16 protein-coding genes are annotated in these 16,408 nt (G+C 66.8%); 3 read left to right on the top strand and 13 right to left on the bottom strand.

Going from position 1 to position 16,408, the window contains the following annotated elements; genetic code table 11:
• Positions 1–60: 60 nt before the first annotated feature.
• The 5 genes from Azoinq_RS08075 to Azoinq_RS08055 all read right to left on the bottom strand — a co-directional run bounded on the left by Azoinq_RS08075 (position 61) and on the right by Azoinq_RS08055 (position 4,659).
• On the bottom strand, positions 61–873 hold the full coding sequence (locus tag Azoinq_RS08075) for a HoxN/HupN/NixA family nickel/cobalt transporter (RefSeq protein WP_216130195.1): 813 nt from the start codon (positions 871–873) through the stop codon (positions 61–63).
• A 283-nt stretch (positions 874–1,156) separates the two neighbouring features.
• Positions 1,157–2,596 (bottom strand): sensor histidine kinase, encoded by a 1,440-nt coding sequence (locus Azoinq_RS08070; protein WP_216130197.1) that lies wholly within the window; start codon positions 2,594–2,596, stop codon positions 1,157–1,159.
• The gene (nikR, locus tag Azoinq_RS08065; protein ID WP_216130199.1) at positions 2,571–3,074 is read right to left on the bottom strand and encodes a nickel-responsive transcriptional regulator NikR; all 504 of its coding nucleotides are present in this window, start codon (positions 3,072–3,074) and stop codon (positions 2,571–2,573) included. The genes Azoinq_RS08070 and nikR overlap by 26 nt, the downstream gene beginning before the upstream one ends.
• Positions 3,075–3,338: 264 nt before the next feature.
• Positions 3,339–4,217 carry a protease HtpX gene (gene htpX, locus Azoinq_RS08060; protein WP_216130201.1) on the bottom strand — a complete coding sequence of 293 codons (879 nt, stop codon included), beginning with the start codon at positions 4,215–4,217 and terminating at the stop codon, positions 3,339–3,341.
• A 34-nt stretch (positions 4,218–4,251) separates the two neighbouring features.
• The gene (locus Azoinq_RS08055; RefSeq protein ID WP_216130203.1) at positions 4,252–4,659 is read right to left on the bottom strand and encodes an HPF/RaiA family ribosome-associated protein; all 408 of its coding nucleotides are present in this window, start codon (positions 4,657–4,659) and stop codon (positions 4,252–4,254) included.
• A 117-nt stretch (positions 4,660–4,776) separates the two neighbouring features.
• Here Azoinq_RS08055 and nhaR point away from each other — a divergent pair, with 117 nt between their 5' ends.
• Positions 4,777–5,697 (top strand): transcriptional activator NhaR, encoded by a 921-nt coding sequence (gene nhaR, locus Azoinq_RS08050; RefSeq protein ID WP_216130206.1) that lies wholly within the window; start codon positions 4,777–4,779, stop codon positions 5,695–5,697.
• Between the two features lie 379 nt (positions 5,698–6,076).
• Here nhaR and Azoinq_RS08045 read toward each other — a convergent pair whose 3' ends face one another.
• Entirely contained in the window at positions 6,077–6,643 is a 567-nt protein-coding gene (locus Azoinq_RS08045; RefSeq protein WP_216130208.1) for a response regulator, read from the bottom strand.
• A gap of 248 nt (positions 6,644–6,891) precedes the next feature.
• Here Azoinq_RS08045 and yjjJ point away from each other — a divergent pair, with 248 nt between their 5' ends.
• On the top strand, positions 6,892–8,235 hold the full coding sequence (gene yjjJ / locus Azoinq_RS08040) for a type II toxin-antitoxin system HipA family toxin YjjJ (protein ID WP_216130210.1): 1,344 nt from the start codon (positions 6,892–6,894) through the stop codon (positions 8,233–8,235).
• Positions 8,236–8,254: 19 nt separating this feature from the next.
• On the opposite strand, the gene Azoinq_RS08035 is transcribed toward yjjJ, so the two are convergent.
• The 3 genes from Azoinq_RS08035 to Azoinq_RS08025 form a co-directional block, all read right to left on the bottom strand.
• Complete coding sequence (locus Azoinq_RS08035; protein ID WP_216130212.1) at positions 8,255–9,703, bottom strand: nickel-dependent hydrogenase large subunit; 1,449 nt, start codon at positions 9,701–9,703, stop codon at positions 8,255–8,257.
• A 184-nt stretch (positions 9,704–9,887) separates the two neighbouring features.
• Entirely contained in the window at positions 9,888–10,889 is a 1,002-nt protein-coding gene (locus Azoinq_RS08030; RefSeq protein WP_216130213.1) for an NADH-quinone oxidoreductase subunit B family protein, read from the bottom strand.
• A 64-nt stretch (positions 10,890–10,953) separates the two neighbouring features.
• Positions 10,954–12,411: a sigma-54-dependent transcriptional regulator gene (locus Azoinq_RS08025; protein WP_216130215.1), complete on the bottom strand. Its 1,458-nt coding sequence runs from the start codon at positions 12,409–12,411 to the stop codon at positions 10,954–10,956.
• Positions 12,412–13,078: 667 nt separating this feature from the next.
• Here Azoinq_RS08025 and Azoinq_RS08020 point away from each other — a divergent pair.
• The gene (locus Azoinq_RS08020; protein ID WP_216130217.1) at positions 13,079–13,312 is read left to right on the top strand and encodes a hypothetical protein; all 234 of its coding nucleotides are present in this window, start codon (positions 13,079–13,081) and stop codon (positions 13,310–13,312) included.
• Between the two features lie 373 nt (positions 13,313–13,685).
• On the opposite strand, the gene hypE is transcribed toward Azoinq_RS08020, so the two are convergent.
• Genes hypE through hypD form a run of 4 tightly spaced genes read right to left on the bottom strand, consistent with a single transcriptional unit; the run spans position 13,686 to position 16,386 of the window.
• Positions 13,686–14,732: a hydrogenase expression/formation protein HypE gene (gene hypE / locus Azoinq_RS08015; RefSeq protein WP_216130219.1), complete on the bottom strand. Its 1,047-nt coding sequence runs from the start codon at positions 14,730–14,732 to the stop codon at positions 13,686–13,688.
• Between the two features lie 12 nt (positions 14,733–14,744).
• The gene (locus Azoinq_RS08010) at positions 14,745–14,906 is read right to left on the bottom strand and encodes a hypothetical protein (protein WP_216130221.1); all 162 of its coding nucleotides are present in this window, start codon (positions 14,904–14,906) and stop codon (positions 14,745–14,747) included.
• On the bottom strand, positions 14,903–15,262 hold the full coding sequence (locus Azoinq_RS08005) for a hypothetical protein (RefSeq protein ID WP_216130223.1): 360 nt from the start codon (positions 15,260–15,262) through the stop codon (positions 14,903–14,905). Before Azoinq_RS08005 ends, Azoinq_RS08010 begins: the two co-directional genes overlap by 4 nt.
• The gene (gene hypD, locus Azoinq_RS08000) at positions 15,259–16,386 is read right to left on the bottom strand and encodes a hydrogenase formation protein HypD (RefSeq protein WP_216130225.1); all 1,128 of its coding nucleotides are present in this window, start codon (positions 16,384–16,386) and stop codon (positions 15,259–15,261) included. The genes Azoinq_RS08005 and hypD overlap by 4 nt, the downstream gene beginning before the upstream one ends.
• Between the last annotated feature and the right edge of the window lie 22 nt (positions 16,387–16,408).

The following is a 16,408-nucleotide window of genomic DNA, read 5'->3' as shown; positions in this document are numbered from 1 at the left end:
TCAGCAAAATTGCCGCCCCTAGGAGCGGCACAGACAAATAAAAAAGCCCCGGCGGGGCCTTCAGTCTTCCGCCACGGCGGAGCGGGACAAACGTAGGGCGAGGAAGAAACTGAGGGCCACCACCCCCACCACGCCCAGGCCCAGGGCCAGCTCCTTGCCATCCCCCCAGGCGTCCAGGGTCGGGGAGAGCAGGCGGGCGGCGCCATAGGCGGCCACCAGCAGGCTGATGCCGGACACCACCAGGCTCATGACCCGGGAGGCGATACGGGCCACCTGGTCGGCCCGGGCGATGAGCCGGGAAATCCACAGGCCGTTCAAACCATCGGTGAGCAACATGCCCAGCATGAACAGCAGGCCCAACCCCAGGGCCTGCTCCCAGCCCCCGTAGCGGGTGGCGGTAAAGGCGAACAGGGCGGCCTGGGAAATGGTGTCGAAGGAAATGGCGAAAATCGCCCCCACCCCGGCGATCAGAAGGGGATGGCGGGTGCGTTGCAGGCCGCCGAGAAAGCGCCCCTTGAAGCCCACGGGGGCCACCATTTCCTGGGGATCGGCGGCCAGCACCGCCCACAGATTGACGAGCCCCAGCAGGGAGAGAAACAGAATGGACACCAAATTGCCGAACAGATCCATCCAGCCAGGCACAGCCCAATGGTTAGCCAGGGTGGCCACCAGCAGGGAAATGAACACCACCACGCTGCCATGGCCCAGGGAAAAGAGGGTGCCGCAATAACGGGCGATGGCCGGATGATGGCGGCTGTTATAGCGGGTTAGGCCATCAATGGCCGCCAGATGGTCCGCGTCAAAGCCGTGCTTCATACCCAGGATAAGTACCAGGGAGGCTAGGGCCAGCCAATCGTGGGGCAGGGTTTCCATGACAAAGGGAAAAAGTGGTTAAGAAAGCGGTGTGAAGAATATCACTTTTCTCCTACCACTGGTCCCATGGAAGGGGATGGGGGGTATACGTTCCGGCCCATAATCGGGGGAAGAAGAGGGAAGCCCAGGGGCCGGATCAAGGCTGGAGAGGGGCGAGTTTACTGTACTGGGTTCCGCGCCCAGTCGCCCGAACCACGGTACGGGGCGTCCGGGGCGCGCCCAAGGCCCGGCCTCAGCCACCGCAGCGCCCGGCAGCAGGGGGGCGGGGAAACGTCCTCGGCCCCTAATCCCCGGCCAGGGGCAGGGTCAGACAGAACACGGCGCCCCCTTCCGGGCCGTTGCTGGCGCAGAGGCGGCCACCGTGGCGCAGCACGATGCCGTAGCTGATGGAGAGCCCCAGGCCCGTGCCCTGGCCCACGGGCTTGGTGGTGAAAAAGGGGTCGAAGAGATGGCCCAGGGCCTCTTCCGGAATGCCCGGTCCGTTGTCCTGGAAGTAGAGGCGCACCGCCGGGCCTTCCGCCCCATCCTTCAGCACTTCGGCCCGCACGGTGAGCCGGGGAGCGGCCTGGCCGGCGGTGGCGTCCGCCGCGTTCTGCACCAGATTCATAAACACCTGCTGCAACTGGCCCGGGGCGCCCTTCATGGGCAGGCGGGCGGGCAGGTCCAGGGCCACCTCCAGGGCCGGGGCCTTGGCGCTGCCGCTGCGGGACACCCAGCGCACCGCCCGAGCCACCACTTCCGTGAGATTGAAGGCCTCGTCCCGCTCCCGATCCTGGGCGGAAAAGCGCTTCAGACCATCCACAATATCCCGGGTCCGTTCCGCCCCCTCGATCATGCCATCGATGAGGGGCTGCATGTCTTCCAGAATGCGGTCGATGCGTAGCTCCCGGCGCAGTTCCTCCAGTTCCCCGTCCGCCGCCAGAGCGGGCTGGGTATGGACCCGGCCCAGATAGGTCTGGAGCCGGTCCGCATAGCGGCGCAGGGCCAGCACATTGCCCAGAACAAAGCTGATGGGGTTGTTCAGTTCGTGGGCCACCCCGGCCACCAGACGGCCCAGGGAGGCCATTTTTTCCGCCTGAATGAGCTGTTGCTGGGTGCGCTTTAAGTCTTCGTGGGCCTGGTGCAATTCCTGATAGGCCCGGCGCAGTTCCCCCACGGGACGGCCGGTGACCACCATACCGATGCGCTTGCCCGTGCCGGAACGGCGGGGGGTCCAGTTGAAGGACACGGGCACGGTGCCGCCGCCCCCGCTCAGGAGGGGTAGTTCCACATCCTGATTGGCGCCCCGCTCCGTGGGCGGGGCCTCGAAAAAAGCCCGGGCCCGCTGGCGGGCCTCCGGATCGGGGAAGAGGTCGAAAATGGGGGTGCCCCGCAGTTCCTCCTCCCCCCGCCCGGTAAAGCGCTGGAAGGCCGGATTCACCTCCTCAATCAGGCCCTGCCGATTGCAAACCACCAGAATGTCGCTCATGGCCGCCAGCACGCTGGCGATAAAGCGGTGGGATTCTTCCAGGGCCCCGTTTTTCTGCTCCAGGGCCACTTCGTACTGGAGCAGGTCCGCGTAGACCTCGTCCATTTTCTGGATCACCTCGATCCAGGCCTGCTCGTTCATGCCCTCGGGGGCAGGCGCGGCGGGCAGGGCGGCGGCCCCGGGGGAACGGGGACGGGCCCCTTTGGCCGGACGGGGCCGGGGGGCGGCTTCAGCGGACCGGTTTGAAGTGGACATGGTGATGGGTGCTGGCCGGGTGGGCCGTGGCGCCGGTTTCCCCGTGGCCGTGGTCAGTGTCCCCCAGTTCGGCGGAGACCAGATTGAGCTTACCGTGGCGCACCCCCCGCTCCGCCATCAAGGCCTCGGCAAAGCGCCGCACTTCCCCGGTGGGGCCGCGCAGAATGGTGCTTTCAATGCAGTTTTCGTGATCCAGGTGGGCGTGCAGGGTGGCCACGGTGAGGTCGTGGTGGTCGTGTTGCAGGCCGGTGAGCCGTTCTGCCAGCTCCCGCTCATGGTGGTTATAGACGTAGGACAGGTTGGCCACACAGTGGCCCTCCTGGCGGGCCACCTCCTGGCGGGTCTGGCGCCAGGCTTCCAGCTGGCTGCGCAGAATGTCCCGCATGGCTTCCGAACGGTTGTTGTAGCCCCGTTCCACCATCAGGGCGTCGAATTCCCGGGCCAGTTCGGTGTCGAGGGAAATGGTGATGCGTTCCATAACAGGCTCCCTTTCGGCCCGGCCAGGCCGAAAGCTTGAAAAGACGCGGGGCCGAGACCCCAGGGAAAGGGCCAGTCTACCAAAAGCAGGGCAAGCGGGAGGCCGGGGGAAACCCTAATTCAGGCCCTTCCCCACCCGGCCCCTTTTGCCCCGGGCTGGGCAAAACCTCCGGAGGCGCCAATACAACAGGGCCCGGACCGATTTCCCGATCCGGGCCCCGATACAGGGACGCGGCGCCCATGGCGGGCACGGCCGCCGTCGGGCTTAACCCCGGCTTTGCAGGGCGGCGATCCGCTCTTCAATGCTGGGGTGGCTGGCCAGCAGGCTCATCCAGCTACGCCCCCCGGCAATGCCGCTGGCCGCCATGTTGGCGGGCAGGGATTCGCTCTGCATGCCCCCCAGGCGTTGCAGGGCAGCCACCATGGGCTGGGGCGTGCCCATGAGCCGGGCGGCCCCTGCGTCGGCCCGGAATTCCCGCACCCGGGAGAAGTACATGACGATGAAGCTGGCCAGGAAGCCGAACACCAGATCGCAGACGAAGGTGGTGACCATGTAGGCCATGCCCGGGCCCGCCGCCTCCTCATCGTCCTTGCGCAGGGCGTTATCCACCAGATAGCCCACCACCCGGGCGAGGAAGAAGACAAAGGTATTCACCACCCCCTGGATCAGGGTCAGGGTCACCATGTCCCCGTTGGCCACGTGGCTCATTTCGTGGGCCAGCACCGCCTCCACTTCCTGGGGGGCCATGGACTGGAGCAGGCCGGTGGACACGGCCACCAGGGAATTGTTGCGGCTCGGGCCGGTGGCGAAGGCGTTGGGCTCCCCTTCGTAAATGGCCACCTCCGGCATGGCCACCCCGGCGGCCTGGGCCTGACGGCGCACCACTTCCACCAGCCAAGCTTCGGTCTGGTTGGCGGGCTGCTCAATGACCTGGGCCCCGGTGCTCCATTTGGCCATGGACTTGGACATGGCCAGGGAAATGAAGGAGCCGCCAAAGCCCATAACCGCCGCAAAGCCCAGCAACATGGGCAGATTGAGCCCGGCGGAGGTGAGGAAGCGGTTCAGGCCGAGGATATTCACCACCAGGCCCAGCATGACCATGATGGCCAGATTGGTGGCAAGAAAAATCAAAATACGTTTCATGGGAGTCTCTCCATTCAAGCGAGGGTGGCCAGGCTCAAGCCCCTGCGGGCAGGGCCAGGGCCGCCGGTGATTCCAGGTCGTTCCTTATACCAGATTGTTCCCGGGCCGCCTTGTCCCGGCGGGGCGCAGCCACGGCCCGGGTAGCGATACGGCGGCCGAGCCGGGCCAGGGCCCGGGCGGCCCGGTGGGCGGCACCGTCAATGGCGGCCCGCACATCCCCCGCCACGCTCCGCACCACCAGATCGGGCTGGCCGGGCAGGGCCAGCTGGAGGGAGCAGAGCTTATCCACCCCGCCCCGGGGACCGTTCTGGTCGGCCAAACGCACGGTAACAGATTGAACCCGATTGCCACTCCGGTCCAGGGCAAAGCCCAGCCGGCGGGCCACATAGGCGCGCAGTTCCGCACCCACCGCAGTTTTCCTGGCGACGATTTTCGTTTCCATGACAGTCTCCTTTGAGGAGGGAAGATGACGGGGTCCAGCTTAAGGGCTTTCATCCTTCTAAAAAAGCAGAGAGAATCGAAGCATTACTTCGGTTTTTTCTGACGATTTTTCCTGACCATGACCTCCCCCGCCCTGCCCCTTGCCCCCCTCAACCACCGCCATCTCCACTATTTCTGGGTGGTCGCCAAGGAAGGGGGCATCAGCCGGGCGGCGGCCCGCCTGGGGGTGGCAGTGCAGACCATCAGCAGCCAATTGAAGGAACTGGAGCAAACCCTGGGCACCGCCCTGTTCACCCAGGAAGGGCGCCGCCTGGTGCTCACCGAGGCGGGCCGCACCACCCTGCACTACGCGGACCAGATTTTTCTCCTGGGCGCCCAGCTCCAGGAAACCCTGCAAGCCCAGGGGGAAACCCACCGGCTGCGGCTCACCGTGGGCATTTCCGACGCCCTGCCCAAGCTCATCGCCTACCGGCTCCTGGAGGCGGCCCTGCACCTGCCCCAGGGCCTGCGCCTCATCTGCCAGGAAGGGGAATTCGACGAACTGCTAGCGGACCTGGCCCTGCACAAGCTGGACGTGGTGCTCACGGACCGGCCCGCGGGCAGCCGCCCCAATCTCCGGGTGTTCAGCCACCCGGTGGGGGAATGCCGCATCGGCTTCTACGCCACCCCAGCCCTGGCGGACCAGCTGGGGCCGGGCTTTCCCGCCTCCCTGGAAGGGGCGCCCCTGCTCCTGCCCACCCGGGACACGGCCCTGCGCAGCCGCATCGACGCCTGGCTCTCGGCCCGCAACCTGCATCCGGACGTGGTGGGGGAATTCGAGGACAGCGCCCTGTTGATGACCTTCGGCCGCTCCGGCCTGGGCCTTTTCCCCGCCCCCAGCCTCCTCGCCGCCAATCTGGCGGAACAATTCGGCGCCCAGGCGGTGGGGGAAATGGAAGACGTGCGGGAACAGTATTACGCCATCTCCAACGAGCGGCGTATCCGCCATCCGGCGGTGGAAGCCATTCGCCTGGGGGCGGCGGCTTTGGAATTGGGCTGAGGCTGACCTGGGCCGGGCTGGGCTGGGCTGGGCGTCCCAGCAATATCCGAGGCGCTAGCGGGGCAGGGAAACAACGCGGGAGTAAAGCCCCGTCGGAGTATGGGGACAGCGGCCCGGAGCAAAGTCAGCACACGCAAAAGCCCGAAATGGGCCTGGGGTTGAGGGGGCTTGCCGCCCTACCCTGCCCCCAGAAGCCAGCGGCTCCCTACGACCGCCCCCCAAAACCTGCCCGCCAAGCCAAGCAGCAAGCCAATCTCGCCCACCACCCCCCGCCGCGCCCCTAGCCACGGCTCGGACCAGGCCTCCCGGCCTCCCGCCCAAGCAGGACGGCCATCCCCAGCCCCTTGCCCCCATAGGGCACCGGAGCTGGCCCACCGGCCTAAGGCTTTTCCAGCAAATCCGGGTCCAGAATCACCGAACCGTCCGGCCCCCAATTCACCTGGGTAATGCCTGGGGATTCCTGCTCCAGGCGCTTCAACTCCCACTCCTCCGCGCTCATGGCGCCCTGGGCCACCCGGGCCTGATCCGCCAGGTGCTGGTTTTCCAGGGTCAGCTGGCGATAGGCCAGGGCCTGGGCAATGGTGGAAACCAGCTCGTAATCGTTCCAGGGCTTGGAGAGAAAGCGGTAGATCTGGGCCTGGTTGATGGCCCCCACCAGGGCATTCAGGTCCGCGTAGCCGGAAAGAATGAGGCGCACCGCATCCGGTTGCAGGCCCTTGAAGGCGGACAGAAAGGCCACCCCATCCATGCCCGGCATCCGGTAATCGGAAAGCACCAGTTCAAAAGGCACCTGGGAAGCCCGTTCCAGGGCCGCCTCCGGCTCCGTAAAGGTTTCGATCTGCAAGCGGAACACCGTTCCCCCGCAGGTGCAGGGCGTGGCCCCCAGCAGCCGGCGCAGAGCCTTGAGAATATTCGCTTCGTCATCCACCAGCATGATGCGGGACATGGCGCACTCCTGAACGGTACCGGTCGTTCCCAACCGGCAAGCAAAGGAAAAGAAACAACGCCCACAGCCTAACCCAATCCGGGTAAGGCCCCAAGCCCCGGGCCCTACCGGCTCTAACCCAAGGCCACCCAAGCCCCCCCCAAAAACCAAGACGGCGAAAGCCTCCCAAGTTGTTAATTTAGGACTTGAGAAGGCTTAGTTTATATTCAATAATCTATTCACTTTTCAATTCATTTTTTTAAAAGTCCATGGCCAAACACACTGAACGGCTGGCCTTTTTACTTGGACAAGGCCCCCTATCTCCCCGGGAAATCCAGGAAAAACTAGGCCTTAGCCAACCCACCCTCTCCCGGGCAGTCCAGGCTTTAGGCCCGGAAATTATCCGGATAGGCCGGGGCCGATCCATTCAATATGGACTAAGAGACTCCGGCCGGGGCCTGGGAGAAATCCCGGTTTACCGGGTTGGGGAAGGGGGCACCCTGGAAGATCTGGGCCGCCTGCTCCCGGTGCGCCCCGCAGGGTTTGTGCTGATTCAGCCGGACGGCAAGACCAGCCATAGCGACAGCCTGCCCTGGTGGCTGGATGACATGCGCCCCCAGGGCTACCTGGGACGCCTCTATGTGGCCCGTCAATGGGAGCATCTGGGGCTCCCCGCCCAGCTTAAGGACTGGGATGACACCCATGTACTCAGAGCCCTGCTCCAGGACGGCGCCGACTGCATCGGCAATCTGCTGCTCGGCGAAGGGGCCCGAGCCACTTTTCTGGCCGATCTGCCGGGCCCGGCCATTAGGGAAGAGGATTTGCCGGAAGCCTATCCCCGTCTGGCGGAAGCCGCCGCCCGGGGCGCCTTACCCGGCTCCTCCGCCGGAGGGGAACAGCCTAAGTTCATTGCCTACGTTCAGGGAGAGTCGGGCCCCCGCCACGTGCTGGTGAAATTCACCCTCCCCGCCGCCAACCCGGTCAGCCAGCGCTGGCGAGACCTACTGCTGGCCGAACATCTGGCCCTCCAGGCCCTGAATCAGGCGGGCATTCCGGCCGTCTCCAGTCGCCTGCTGGACTGGGGGAATCAGCGTTTTCTCGAGGGGGAGCGATTTGATCGGATAGGGACCCTGGGCCGCCGGGGAGTCTTCAGTCTGGGGACGGTGGACGCCCAATTCACGGGAGTAGGCCGGGGCGGCTGGACGGTCATCTGCCAGGCCCTGGCCCGGGCGGGCATTCTCTCCCAGGAGGGGGTGGGGGAAGCGGCCCGACTCCAGGCCTTCGGCCACCTGATCGGCAATACCGACATGCATCCAGGCAATCTCTCTCTCATTGCCGCAGAGGCCCCCCCCTACGCCCTGGCCCCCGCTTACGACATGTTGCCCATGGCCTTTGCGCCCACGGCGGGAGGAGATTTACCCCAGACTCTGGCCTCCGCCCCCCTGCCCCCGGCCATTGGGGCGGAAGCGTGGCGGCGGGCTCTGGGGGTGGCCCGGGATTACCTAGCCCGATTGCGGGAAGAAAGCGGTTTCTCCGCCGCCTTCCGGCCCTGCATCGGGGCCCTGGAAACCCATCTGGCGGCCATGGCGGAGCAAATCTCCCGGCTGGCTTGAAGGAACGGTCCCCGGAACCTCAATGGACCGTGCACACCATGCACGGATCGAAGGAGCGGACCACGTGTTGGACGGCGACGGGGGTGGCGTCGCCGGGGGCTACCGGGGTATTAACCAGGGCCTGTTCCAGGGCGCCGGGCTGGGCCTGGGCGTCCCGGGGGGAGAAATTCCAGGTGGTGGGGGCGATGATCTGGTAGCCCGCCAGGCGGCCTTCTTCAATGCGCAGCCAGTGGCCCAGGCCGCCCCGGGCGGCTTCCACCAGGCCCACCCCCTGGGCCCGGTCCGGTAGCTGGCCCTGGGCGCAGAAGGGGGCGCCGGGGCTGAGTTGGGCCACCCAGGCTTCCATGGCGGGCACCAGTTGGGCGACTTCCAGGAGCCGGGCCACCACCCGGGCGTACACGGTGCCCGCCCCGGCCTGCTTGACCAGATGGCGGGCCAGGGGATGGCCGGCCACCAGTTGCCGGGCCAGGGCCCCCACCTCGGCGCTGCGGCCCCCGTAGCGGGGGGCTTTGCACCAGGTATAGGCCCCCGCCTTGTCCGGTAGGGGCTGGGTCAGGCCTTCCATGGGGGAGCGGGGTTCCTCCCCGGCCATCCAGGCGTGGCTCACGTCTTCCCCGATGCGGGAAACCTCCAGGGCGCCGCGGCAGCCCCGGCCCTGATCCCACACCCCGGCGGGGAAAAACTGGCCCACTTCCCCGGCGTAGGCCCCGTAGGAAAGAAACAGGTCCGGCCCCCGGCCCAGGGTGTCCAGGCCCTCTTCCCGGGCCAGGGCGACGAAGCGGGGGAAATCTCCCCGCCGGTCCGCCGCCCAGGCAGCCAGGGCTTCGGCGGAATCCAGGGCGGCCACGGCTTCGAGCCGGTCGCCGAACAGGGTTTGTTCCAGAAAGCTGCGGAATTCCCGGAGCACGGCGTGGAGGCGGATTTTTTCCCCCGCCAACACGGCCCGGGTGCTGCCCCCGGGCTGGAGGGCCAGGGTGTGGGGCCATTTTCCCGCCAAATAGCCCTGGAGGCGCAGAAAGCCAGCCCGGGCCGGGAGCATGTCCGCCGTGGCACTGCCCCGGGTGGCCTTGAAGCGCTCCGCCACCCCGTCGAACCAGGGCCGGTTGGCGTAGGCGGCCCGAGCGAAGTCGGGCATGAAAAAGAGGTAGAAATGGGTCAGGTGGTCCGCCACATTTTCCCCGGCCTGGATCAGGTTCCGGGCCAGGCGGCCGTTGTCCGGGGTGGCCAGGCCCATGGCGTCCGCCAGGGCGGCGGCACAGGCGGCGGACTGGGCCACGGAGCAGATGCCGCAGATGCGGGGCACGATCACCAGGGCGTCCAGGGGCGCCTTGCCCAGCACCATGTTTTCAAAGCCCCGGTACAGGGGAGCGGTGACCCAGGCGGCGGCCACCCGATCCGCGGCCACTTCCAGGCTCACTTCCAGATCCCCTTCCACCCGGTTAAAGGGGCCCATGACCAGGCGGCTCATGGGCGTGCTCCGGGCATCAGGGACAGGGGGCTGGGGAAATGGGCATGGTTTAAGGCCTTCCAACCACCCCAGCCCAAGAAGGCCAGGGCAAGCCGGTCAGCGGCTGGGGCAAAATTAGAACGCCTATCCACGGCCTTTACCACGGTGTTTTTCCGGCCACGGTGCTGGCCATGGGGGTGATCGCTCATTTCAACCCCGTTTTGCGGATGGCCGGTATGACCACCGGATGGTCAGCGGCGGCGTTTTCCCGCACCCGTTTCGGGGTGGCGGATTTGGACAGGGCGGCCAGGGCCACGAACCAGGCCTTGGGCATGTCCGACGGCAGGCCGATGGGAATGCCCGCCACCTTGGGGGTTTCCAGGAAGGGATGGCCCGGTTCCTCGAACACCGGCTCGGTGCAGGAAATGCAGGGGTAGCCGCCCCGCAGGCAGGAGCCCACCCCGTTCCAGACCCGGGTGTTGCAGTCCGCGTGGGCCTGGGTGCCCTTGCAGCCCAGGTTTTCCATGAGGCAGCCCAGGTCGGAAGGTTTATGGGCGCTGGCCTTGAATTCGTAAAACTCGTTGCGGGGGCAGCCGTGGTGCACCAGCTGGTCGGCGTAAAAGCGGGGCCGTTGCAGGGCATCCAGATCCCCCGGGCCGAGCTGGCCCAGGGCTAAGGCCAGCAGGGTATCCACGATCCAGCCCGGGTGGGTCGGGCAGCCCGCCACATTGACAACGGGCAGGCCGCCCTGGGCGCGGAAATCCGCCCCCAGTACCCCACCCCGTTCCATGCCTTCAAATTGCAGGCCGCAGGCATCCGTGGCGTTGTCCCCCGCCGCCGGTACGCCGCCAAAGGCCGTACAGCTGCCGATGGCCAGCACCGTGCCCGCTTGGGCCGCCAGACGCCTCACCCAGTCCAGCATGGGGGTGCCAGTCCCGGCCAGAATATGAAACCGGCCCGTGCCCTCCGGGCCCCGCAGAATGGCCCCTTCCACGCACAGCACATCCACCCGCAGGCGCCCGGCGGCGGCCTCTTCCAGCACCGTCACCGCCTCCGCCCCGCAGGCTTCCGCCAGGGCCGGGTGCCAGAGCAGGTGATAGCCCGCGTCGTCCAGGGTGGCGAAAAGATTGCGGGCATCCGCCCCCAGCAGGGACAGAGTGCAGCCGCCGCAGCCGCCCGCCTGGAGCCAGAGAAGATTGAGGCTCATGGCCGCGCTCCCGGGAACCGGGGGCACGGGCGGGCGGCCAACCAGGGAGGATTCCGCCGCCCCATCAGGCCTTCTCCAGACCGTAGCGCACCAGCTTGTTGCGCAGGCCAACCCGGGAGAGGCCCAGCTCCTGGGCGGCCCGGGATTTGTTCCAGCGATGCCGGATCATGGCCTCCTTCACCACCTTGGCCTCCAGCTGTTCCATGCGCTCCTTGAGACCGCCGGAAAGATCGGCGAGGAAGCTCAGTTCCGCCGCCTGGCTATCCCCCACCGGGGCCCGCAGCACCCGGGGAGAAAGGAGTTCGGCGCCGATGCGCTCCCCTTCGCAAAGGGCCAGCATGCGCAGAATTTCGTTCTGCAATTCCCGCACATTGCCGGGCCAGCGGTAGGAGGCAATGCAGGCCAGGGTTTCGGCGCTAAAGCCCCCGACCTGTTTATCCAAAGCTTGCTGGGAAACCTCTAGCAGCCGGGCGGCCAGGAGGGGAATATCCATGGGCCGCTCCCGCAGGGGGGGCACCACCAGGGTGACCGTGGCTAGGCGGTAGAACAGGTCTTCCCGGAAACGCCCGGCCCGCACCTCCGCTTCCAGATCCCGGTTGGTGGCGGCCACCACCCGCACATTCACCGTCACCGGCCGGGTGCCCCCCAGGGGACGGAATTCCCCTTCCTGGAGCACCCGCAGGAGCTTGACCTGGAAGGCGGGAGACGTTTCCCCGATTTCGTCCAGAAAAATGGTGCCCCCGTCCGCCTGCTGAAACAGGCCCTGGCGGTCTTCGTAGGCGCCGGTGAAGGCGCCCCGCTTATAGCCGAACAGTTCCGCTTCCAGGAGCTGGTCCGGCAGGGCGCCGCAGTTTTCCACCACAAAGGGCTGACGGTTGCGGCGGCTCTGGTAATGGATGGCCCGGGCCAGCATTTCCTTGCCCGTCCCCGACTCCCCGGTGAGCAACACGGAAAGGTCGTAGGGAGCGATTTTTTCCACCATCAGGCAGACATCGTTCATGGGGCTGTTGGGGGCCCGGGTCAGGCCGTCCAGACCGAATTCCCGCTTCACCCGCTCGTACTTCATCTCCACCCGCTGGCGCAGCACCGGCTCCGCCGTGCGCAGTTCCAGGGAGAGGCGCTGGTTTTCCTGTTGCAGGCGCCACAGGGCGGCGGCATTTTTCAGGGTGAGGAGCAGCTGTTCCGGCTGCCAGGGCTTGAGTAGGTACTGGTAGATGCCCGCCTCGTTAATCCCGGCAATGATGTCCTCCGCCTCCGAATAGCCGGAGAGCACGATGCGCACCGCTTCGGGCCAGCGTTCCCGCACCTCCTTGAGGAAGGCCACCCCGGACATGCCCGGCATACGCTGGTCGCAGAGCACCACCTGAATGGAATCCCCGGCCTGGGCCATGATGGCCAGGGCCCCCTCCCCGTCACTGGCGGTAAAGACCTGGAAATCCTCCTCCAGGGTACGGCGCAGGGCCTCCTGGGAGCGGACCTCGTCATCCACCACCAGCACGGCGGGCAAAGGGGCACGGGCCATGGTCAGCGTCCCCCTGCCCCAAGGGCCGCGCCGGGCACGGAGGCCCCGCCCCGTGGGGGAAGGAAAAAGAGGGAAATAGAGGAAGTCCGGCCCATAGACGCCATTTTATCCGTTACCGGCCCGCCGCCCCATCCTCCTACCGGGGGATAGGGGAAAAAAATCGGGGGAGCCGGGGAATCGCCGGGGGGGCAGGTAGCGGGGGAGAAGGCCGAAAACAAGGCCACGCCGGGTTTCCGGCCCCACGGCCAGGGGGCCCAGGGAAGCCGCTCCAGCCCCCTGGACAGATGGGGGGATTCTCCCGGGGCAGGCATCCCCTGGCACCGTCGCCAGCCACGGGGAGCCGCCCGTCCCCCCTAGCCACCCCCAGCCATCGGGGGGGCGGCCCCGGAGAAACCCCGGTGAAGGACAAGGCCCCGGCCAGGCGATGTCCCCGGGGCCGCCTTTCAGGAAACTTGCCAAAAAGGGGGATTTTTTTCATTCCATTCGGATTTTTTAGGAATTTTCATTTTTCCCTTTCCCCCTAACCGTGGGGCCTGGCAGGGCGTTGTCACCCGCACCGCATAGCGCTATCACTTTTGTCTAATTTTTCATGGCCTTAGCTTTCGCTAGGATGGTTGCCACGGTTCCTGGAGGAGGAACCGTTTTGTATCTTAGGGAGGAAAAAATTATGGCGAAACAACAACGGGCGTCCCGCCCCGCCCCCAGTTCCGGCAACACGCCCCGGGCCAGCGGCACCACCCCGTCCCGGCGGCGACCCCGCCTGGAATACCTGGCCGCCGTGCGCTTTCTGAACGGGGAACACCACCTTTACAGCATCAGCAACGCCCGCAACGAGGATGACGTGCGGCGCATGGTCCGGGAAGAATTGACGGATGTGGCCTCCGTCCTGGTGGCCCTGTAACACCGTTGCCGCCCCTGGCCCCGCAGCGCGCCGCGGTAGGGAAACCGGCCTATGGGCCGCCCGGGGAAGGGCCCCGGGAACCCCAGAGGAATGGAGCGATGAGGAAAAGGGTTTCGAGGAGAAACCGAGAGGCCCTTTGAAGCGCCCCTGGGCTGGACTTCCGCAAAGGGCAGACCTTGCCCGCCCCTGGCGATCCAGGATTCCTGAACAGTCGATGACCGGTCAGCCAGGCCAAATGGGGCCCCGCTGGTAGTGGCCCCCCCATTCCCCTTTAGGGATGCCTGCCCAGCCCCGCCGGTCATGCCGGTCAGGGCCAGGGCATTTTTCTGCCGCCCTGCGGGCCGGCCCATCCTCCGGCCCGGGGGGCCCGATCTCAGCAGATGCGGGGCAGCTGTTCCCCGGTGAGCCAATCCACAATGCGTCGCCCGCCGAAGCCGGTGGTCATTTGCACGAAGTGGTGTTCGTCCCGATGCACCGTGCCGATGCGGGCCGCTTCCCGGCCCTGGGGATGGGCCCGCAGGGCCGCCAGGGCCCGCTCCCCGTCTTCCCCCGCCACCACCACCACCATGCGGCCTTCGCAGGCGCAGTAGAGGGGGTCCAGGCCCAGGAGTTCACAGGCCGCCGCCACCGCCGGGCGCACCGGAATGGCGCCCTCTTCCAGCATCATGCCCACCCCGGACTGGGCGGCGATTTCATTGAGGGTGGTGCCCAGGCCGCCCCGGGTGGGGTCCCGCAGGGTTTTCACCGTCACGCCGCTATCCAGCAGGGCCGCCGCCAGACCATGGAGGGGGGCGGAATCGGAGAGGATGGGGGCCTGGAAGGAAAGGCTTTCCCGCTGGCTCATGATGGCCATGCCGTGGTCGCCGATGGGGCCGGAGACCAGCACCGCATCCCCCGGCGCCGCCCGGCTGCCGGACAGGGTCAGGTCCGGACGCAGCCAGCCCAGGCCAGTGGTGGAGATGAACACCCCGTCCCCCTTGCCCTGTTCCACCACCTTGGTGTCCCCGGTGACCACGGGCACCCCCGCTTCCCGGGAGGCCCGGGCCAGGGAGGCCACAATGCGTTCCAGGTCAGCCAGGGGAAAGCCCTCTTCCAGGATGAAACTGGCGGTCAGATAGAGGGGGGTGGCCCCCATCATGGCCACGTCGTTAATGGTGCCGTGCACCGCCAGGGCGCCGATATCGCCCCCGGGGAAAAACAGGGGGGAAACCACGTGGGCGTCCGTGGCCAGCACCAGGCGAGCCCCTGCCGGGGCGGCGGGCAAGCGGGCGCCGTCGTCTCCCTGGCGCAGGAATTCGTTGTCAAAGGCCGGGGCGAACACCTCGTCGATGAGCTGGGCCATGGCCCGGCCGCCGCTGCCGTGGGACATATCCACCCGGCCCCGTTTCAGGTCCAGGGGACGGATATAGTGGTTTTTCATAGGGTTTCCGTGTCAGGGGGTGTAAGTGGTGCCCCAGCCGCGCTCCAGGCCCAGGCGGCGCAGCAGGGCCACCAGCAGGTCGGGCAGTTGTTCGGCCCAGAGCCCCGCCAGCATCAGCAGCAGCACTCCCAAGACCAGCAACCAGCCTTCCCAGCCGTGTTTCGGTTGACTCATGGTTTACAGACAAATAAATCCGGGTGGCTCTGGCGATAGACCCGCAGCCACAGCAGGGTGGCGGGCACCAGGGAACGGACCCCGTGCCACAGGGCGCCCCCGTCCTGGCGGCGCTTGCCCTTCAGTTCCTTGCCCAGCAGGGCCCAGCCATCCCAGTCGATTTCCGGCATGGCCTGACGCATTTCCGGGGGAGCGCTGGCCACGGTCTTGGCCATGGTAAGGAGATGCTTCACCGCCTCTTCCCGGGTCAGCTGGGCGTTGAGGAATTCCTGCTCTTCCAGGGTTTCCGTCAGGGTCAGCACCGCCGCGCCGGATTCTTCCAGGATACCCAGGAGGGCGCTGGTCAATACGCTCATACCGCCTCCGTCTGGCGAAAACGTCCATAGGTGTAATGGGCCGCGCAGGCCCCTTCCGAACTCACCATGCAGGAACCCACCGGATTGTCCGGGGTGCACACGGTGCCGAAGAGCTTGCATTCCTGGGGCCGCTTTTCCCCCCGGAGAATGGCGCCGCATTCGCAGGCCTTGTGGTCCGGCACGCTCACATAGGCTTCCTGGAAGCGCTGTTCCGCGTCCAGGTCGGCGTAATCCGGGGCCAGACAGAGGGCGGAATGGGCCACCGTGCCCAGGCCCCGCCATTCAAAGTCGGGGCGCAGGTGCAGTACCTCCTGGACCAGGGCCTGGGCCTTGGCGTTGCCGTCCCGGGTCACGGCCCGGGCAAATTCGTTTTCCACCGCCGCCCGGCCTGCATTGACTTGGCGCACCAGCATGAGAACGGCCTGCATCACATCCAGGGGCTCAAAGCCGGCGATCACCACGGGCTTGCCGTAATCCTGGGCGAAGGGCTCGTAGGGGCGGCTGCCGATGACCACGGACACGTGGGCCGGGCCGATGAAGCCATCCAGGGCCATGGTCCGGCTGATTTCCGGGGAGGCCAGGATGTGGGCCATGGCCGGGGGGGTGAGCACGTGGCAGCAGAGCACGGAAAAATTTTTCAGCCCCAGGGCCCGGGCCTGTTTCACCACCACCGCCGTGGGCGGGGTGGTGGTTTCAAAGCCGATGGCGAAAAACACCACCTGCCGGTCCGGATGGGCCTGGGCCAGTTTCAGGGCGTCGGCGCTGGAATAGACCATGCGCACGTCCCCGCCCCGGGCCTTGGCCTTGAGCAGGGAGAGGCCGTCGGAGGCGGGCACCCGCAGGCAATCCCCGTAGGTGCACACCAGGGCGCCGTGATTCACCGCCAGACGGATGGCCTGGTCGATGCGGCCGATGGGCAGGACGCAGACCGGGCAGCCCGGGCCGTGGATCATGCGCACATTGGGGGGCAGCAGGTCCGCCAGACCGTAGCGGGAAATGGCGTGGGTGTGGCCGCCGCAGAATTCCATAAAGCGGTAGTCCCGCCCCGGTTCCACTTCCCGGGCAATGGCCTGGGCCAGGCCCCGGGCCAGTTCCCCGTCCCGGTATTCATCCACATATTTCATCAGCAGGCCTCCCCAAAAATGC

Source organism: Azospira inquinata, from assembly GCF_018905915.1.
Taxonomy (GTDB): Bacteria; Pseudomonadota; Gammaproteobacteria; order Burkholderiales; family Rhodocyclaceae; genus Azospira; species Azospira inquinata.
Note: the sequence above shows the minus strand (reverse complement) of the source record. Positions and strands in the feature narration are given on the sequence as shown.

What these genes read in the sequence shown, in the direction of transcription:
- Azoinq_RS08070 (WP_216130197.1), bottom strand. Translation starts at nt 2,596, where the DNA reads ATGTCCACTTCAAACCGGTCCGCTGAAGCCGCCCCCCGGCCCCGTCCG.
- Azoinq_RS08005 (WP_216130223.1), bottom strand. Translation starts at nt 15,262, where the DNA reads ATGAGCGTATTGACCAGCGCCCTCCTGGGTATCCTGGAAGAATCCGGC.
- Azoinq_RS08025 (WP_216130215.1), bottom strand. Translation starts at nt 12,411, where the DNA reads ATGGCCCGTGCCCCTTTGCCCGCCGTGCTGGTGGTGGATGACGAGGTC.
- hypE (WP_216130219.1), bottom strand. Translation starts at nt 14,732, where the DNA reads ATGAAAAACCACTATATCCGTCCCCTGGACCTGAAACGGGGCCGGGTG.
- nikR (WP_216130199.1), bottom strand. Translation starts at nt 3,074, where the DNA reads ATGGAACGCATCACCATTTCCCTCGACACCGAACTGGCCCGGGAATTC.
- Azoinq_RS08010 (WP_216130221.1), bottom strand. Translation starts at nt 14,906, where the DNA reads ATGAGTCAACCGAAACACGGCTGGGAAGGCTGGTTGCTGGTCTTGGGA.
- htpX (WP_216130201.1), bottom strand. Translation starts at nt 4,217, where the DNA reads ATGAAACGTATTTTGATTTTTCTTGCCACCAATCTGGCCATCATGGTC.
- yjjJ (WP_216130210.1), top strand. Translation starts at nt 6,892, where the DNA reads ATGGCCAAACACACTGAACGGCTGGCCTTTTTACTTGGACAAGGCCCC.
- Azoinq_RS08035 (WP_216130212.1), bottom strand. Translation starts at nt 9,703, where the DNA reads ATGAGCCGCCTGGTCATGGGCCCCTTTAACCGGGTGGAAGGGGATCTG.
- Azoinq_RS08055 (WP_216130203.1), bottom strand. Translation starts at nt 4,659, where the DNA reads ATGGAAACGAAAATCGTCGCCAGGAAAACTGCGGTGGGTGCGGAACTG.
- Azoinq_RS08075 (WP_216130195.1), bottom strand. Translation starts at nt 873, where the DNA reads ATGGAAACCCTGCCCCACGATTGGCTGGCCCTAGCCTCCCTGGTACTT.
- Azoinq_RS08020 (WP_216130217.1), top strand. Translation starts at nt 13,079, where the DNA reads ATGGCGAAACAACAACGGGCGTCCCGCCCCGCCCCCAGTTCCGGCAAC.
- nhaR (WP_216130206.1), top strand. Translation starts at nt 4,777, where the DNA reads ATGACCTCCCCCGCCCTGCCCCTTGCCCCCCTCAACCACCGCCATCTC.
- Azoinq_RS08030 (WP_216130213.1), bottom strand. Translation starts at nt 10,889, where the DNA reads ATGAGCCTCAATCTTCTCTGGCTCCAGGCGGGCGGCTGCGGCGGCTGC.
- hypD (WP_216130225.1), bottom strand. Translation starts at nt 16,386, where the DNA reads ATGAAATATGTGGATGAATACCGGGACGGGGAACTGGCCCGGGGCCTG.
- Azoinq_RS08045 (WP_216130208.1), bottom strand. Translation starts at nt 6,643, where the DNA reads ATGTCCCGCATCATGCTGGTGGATGACGAAGCGAATATTCTCAAGGCT.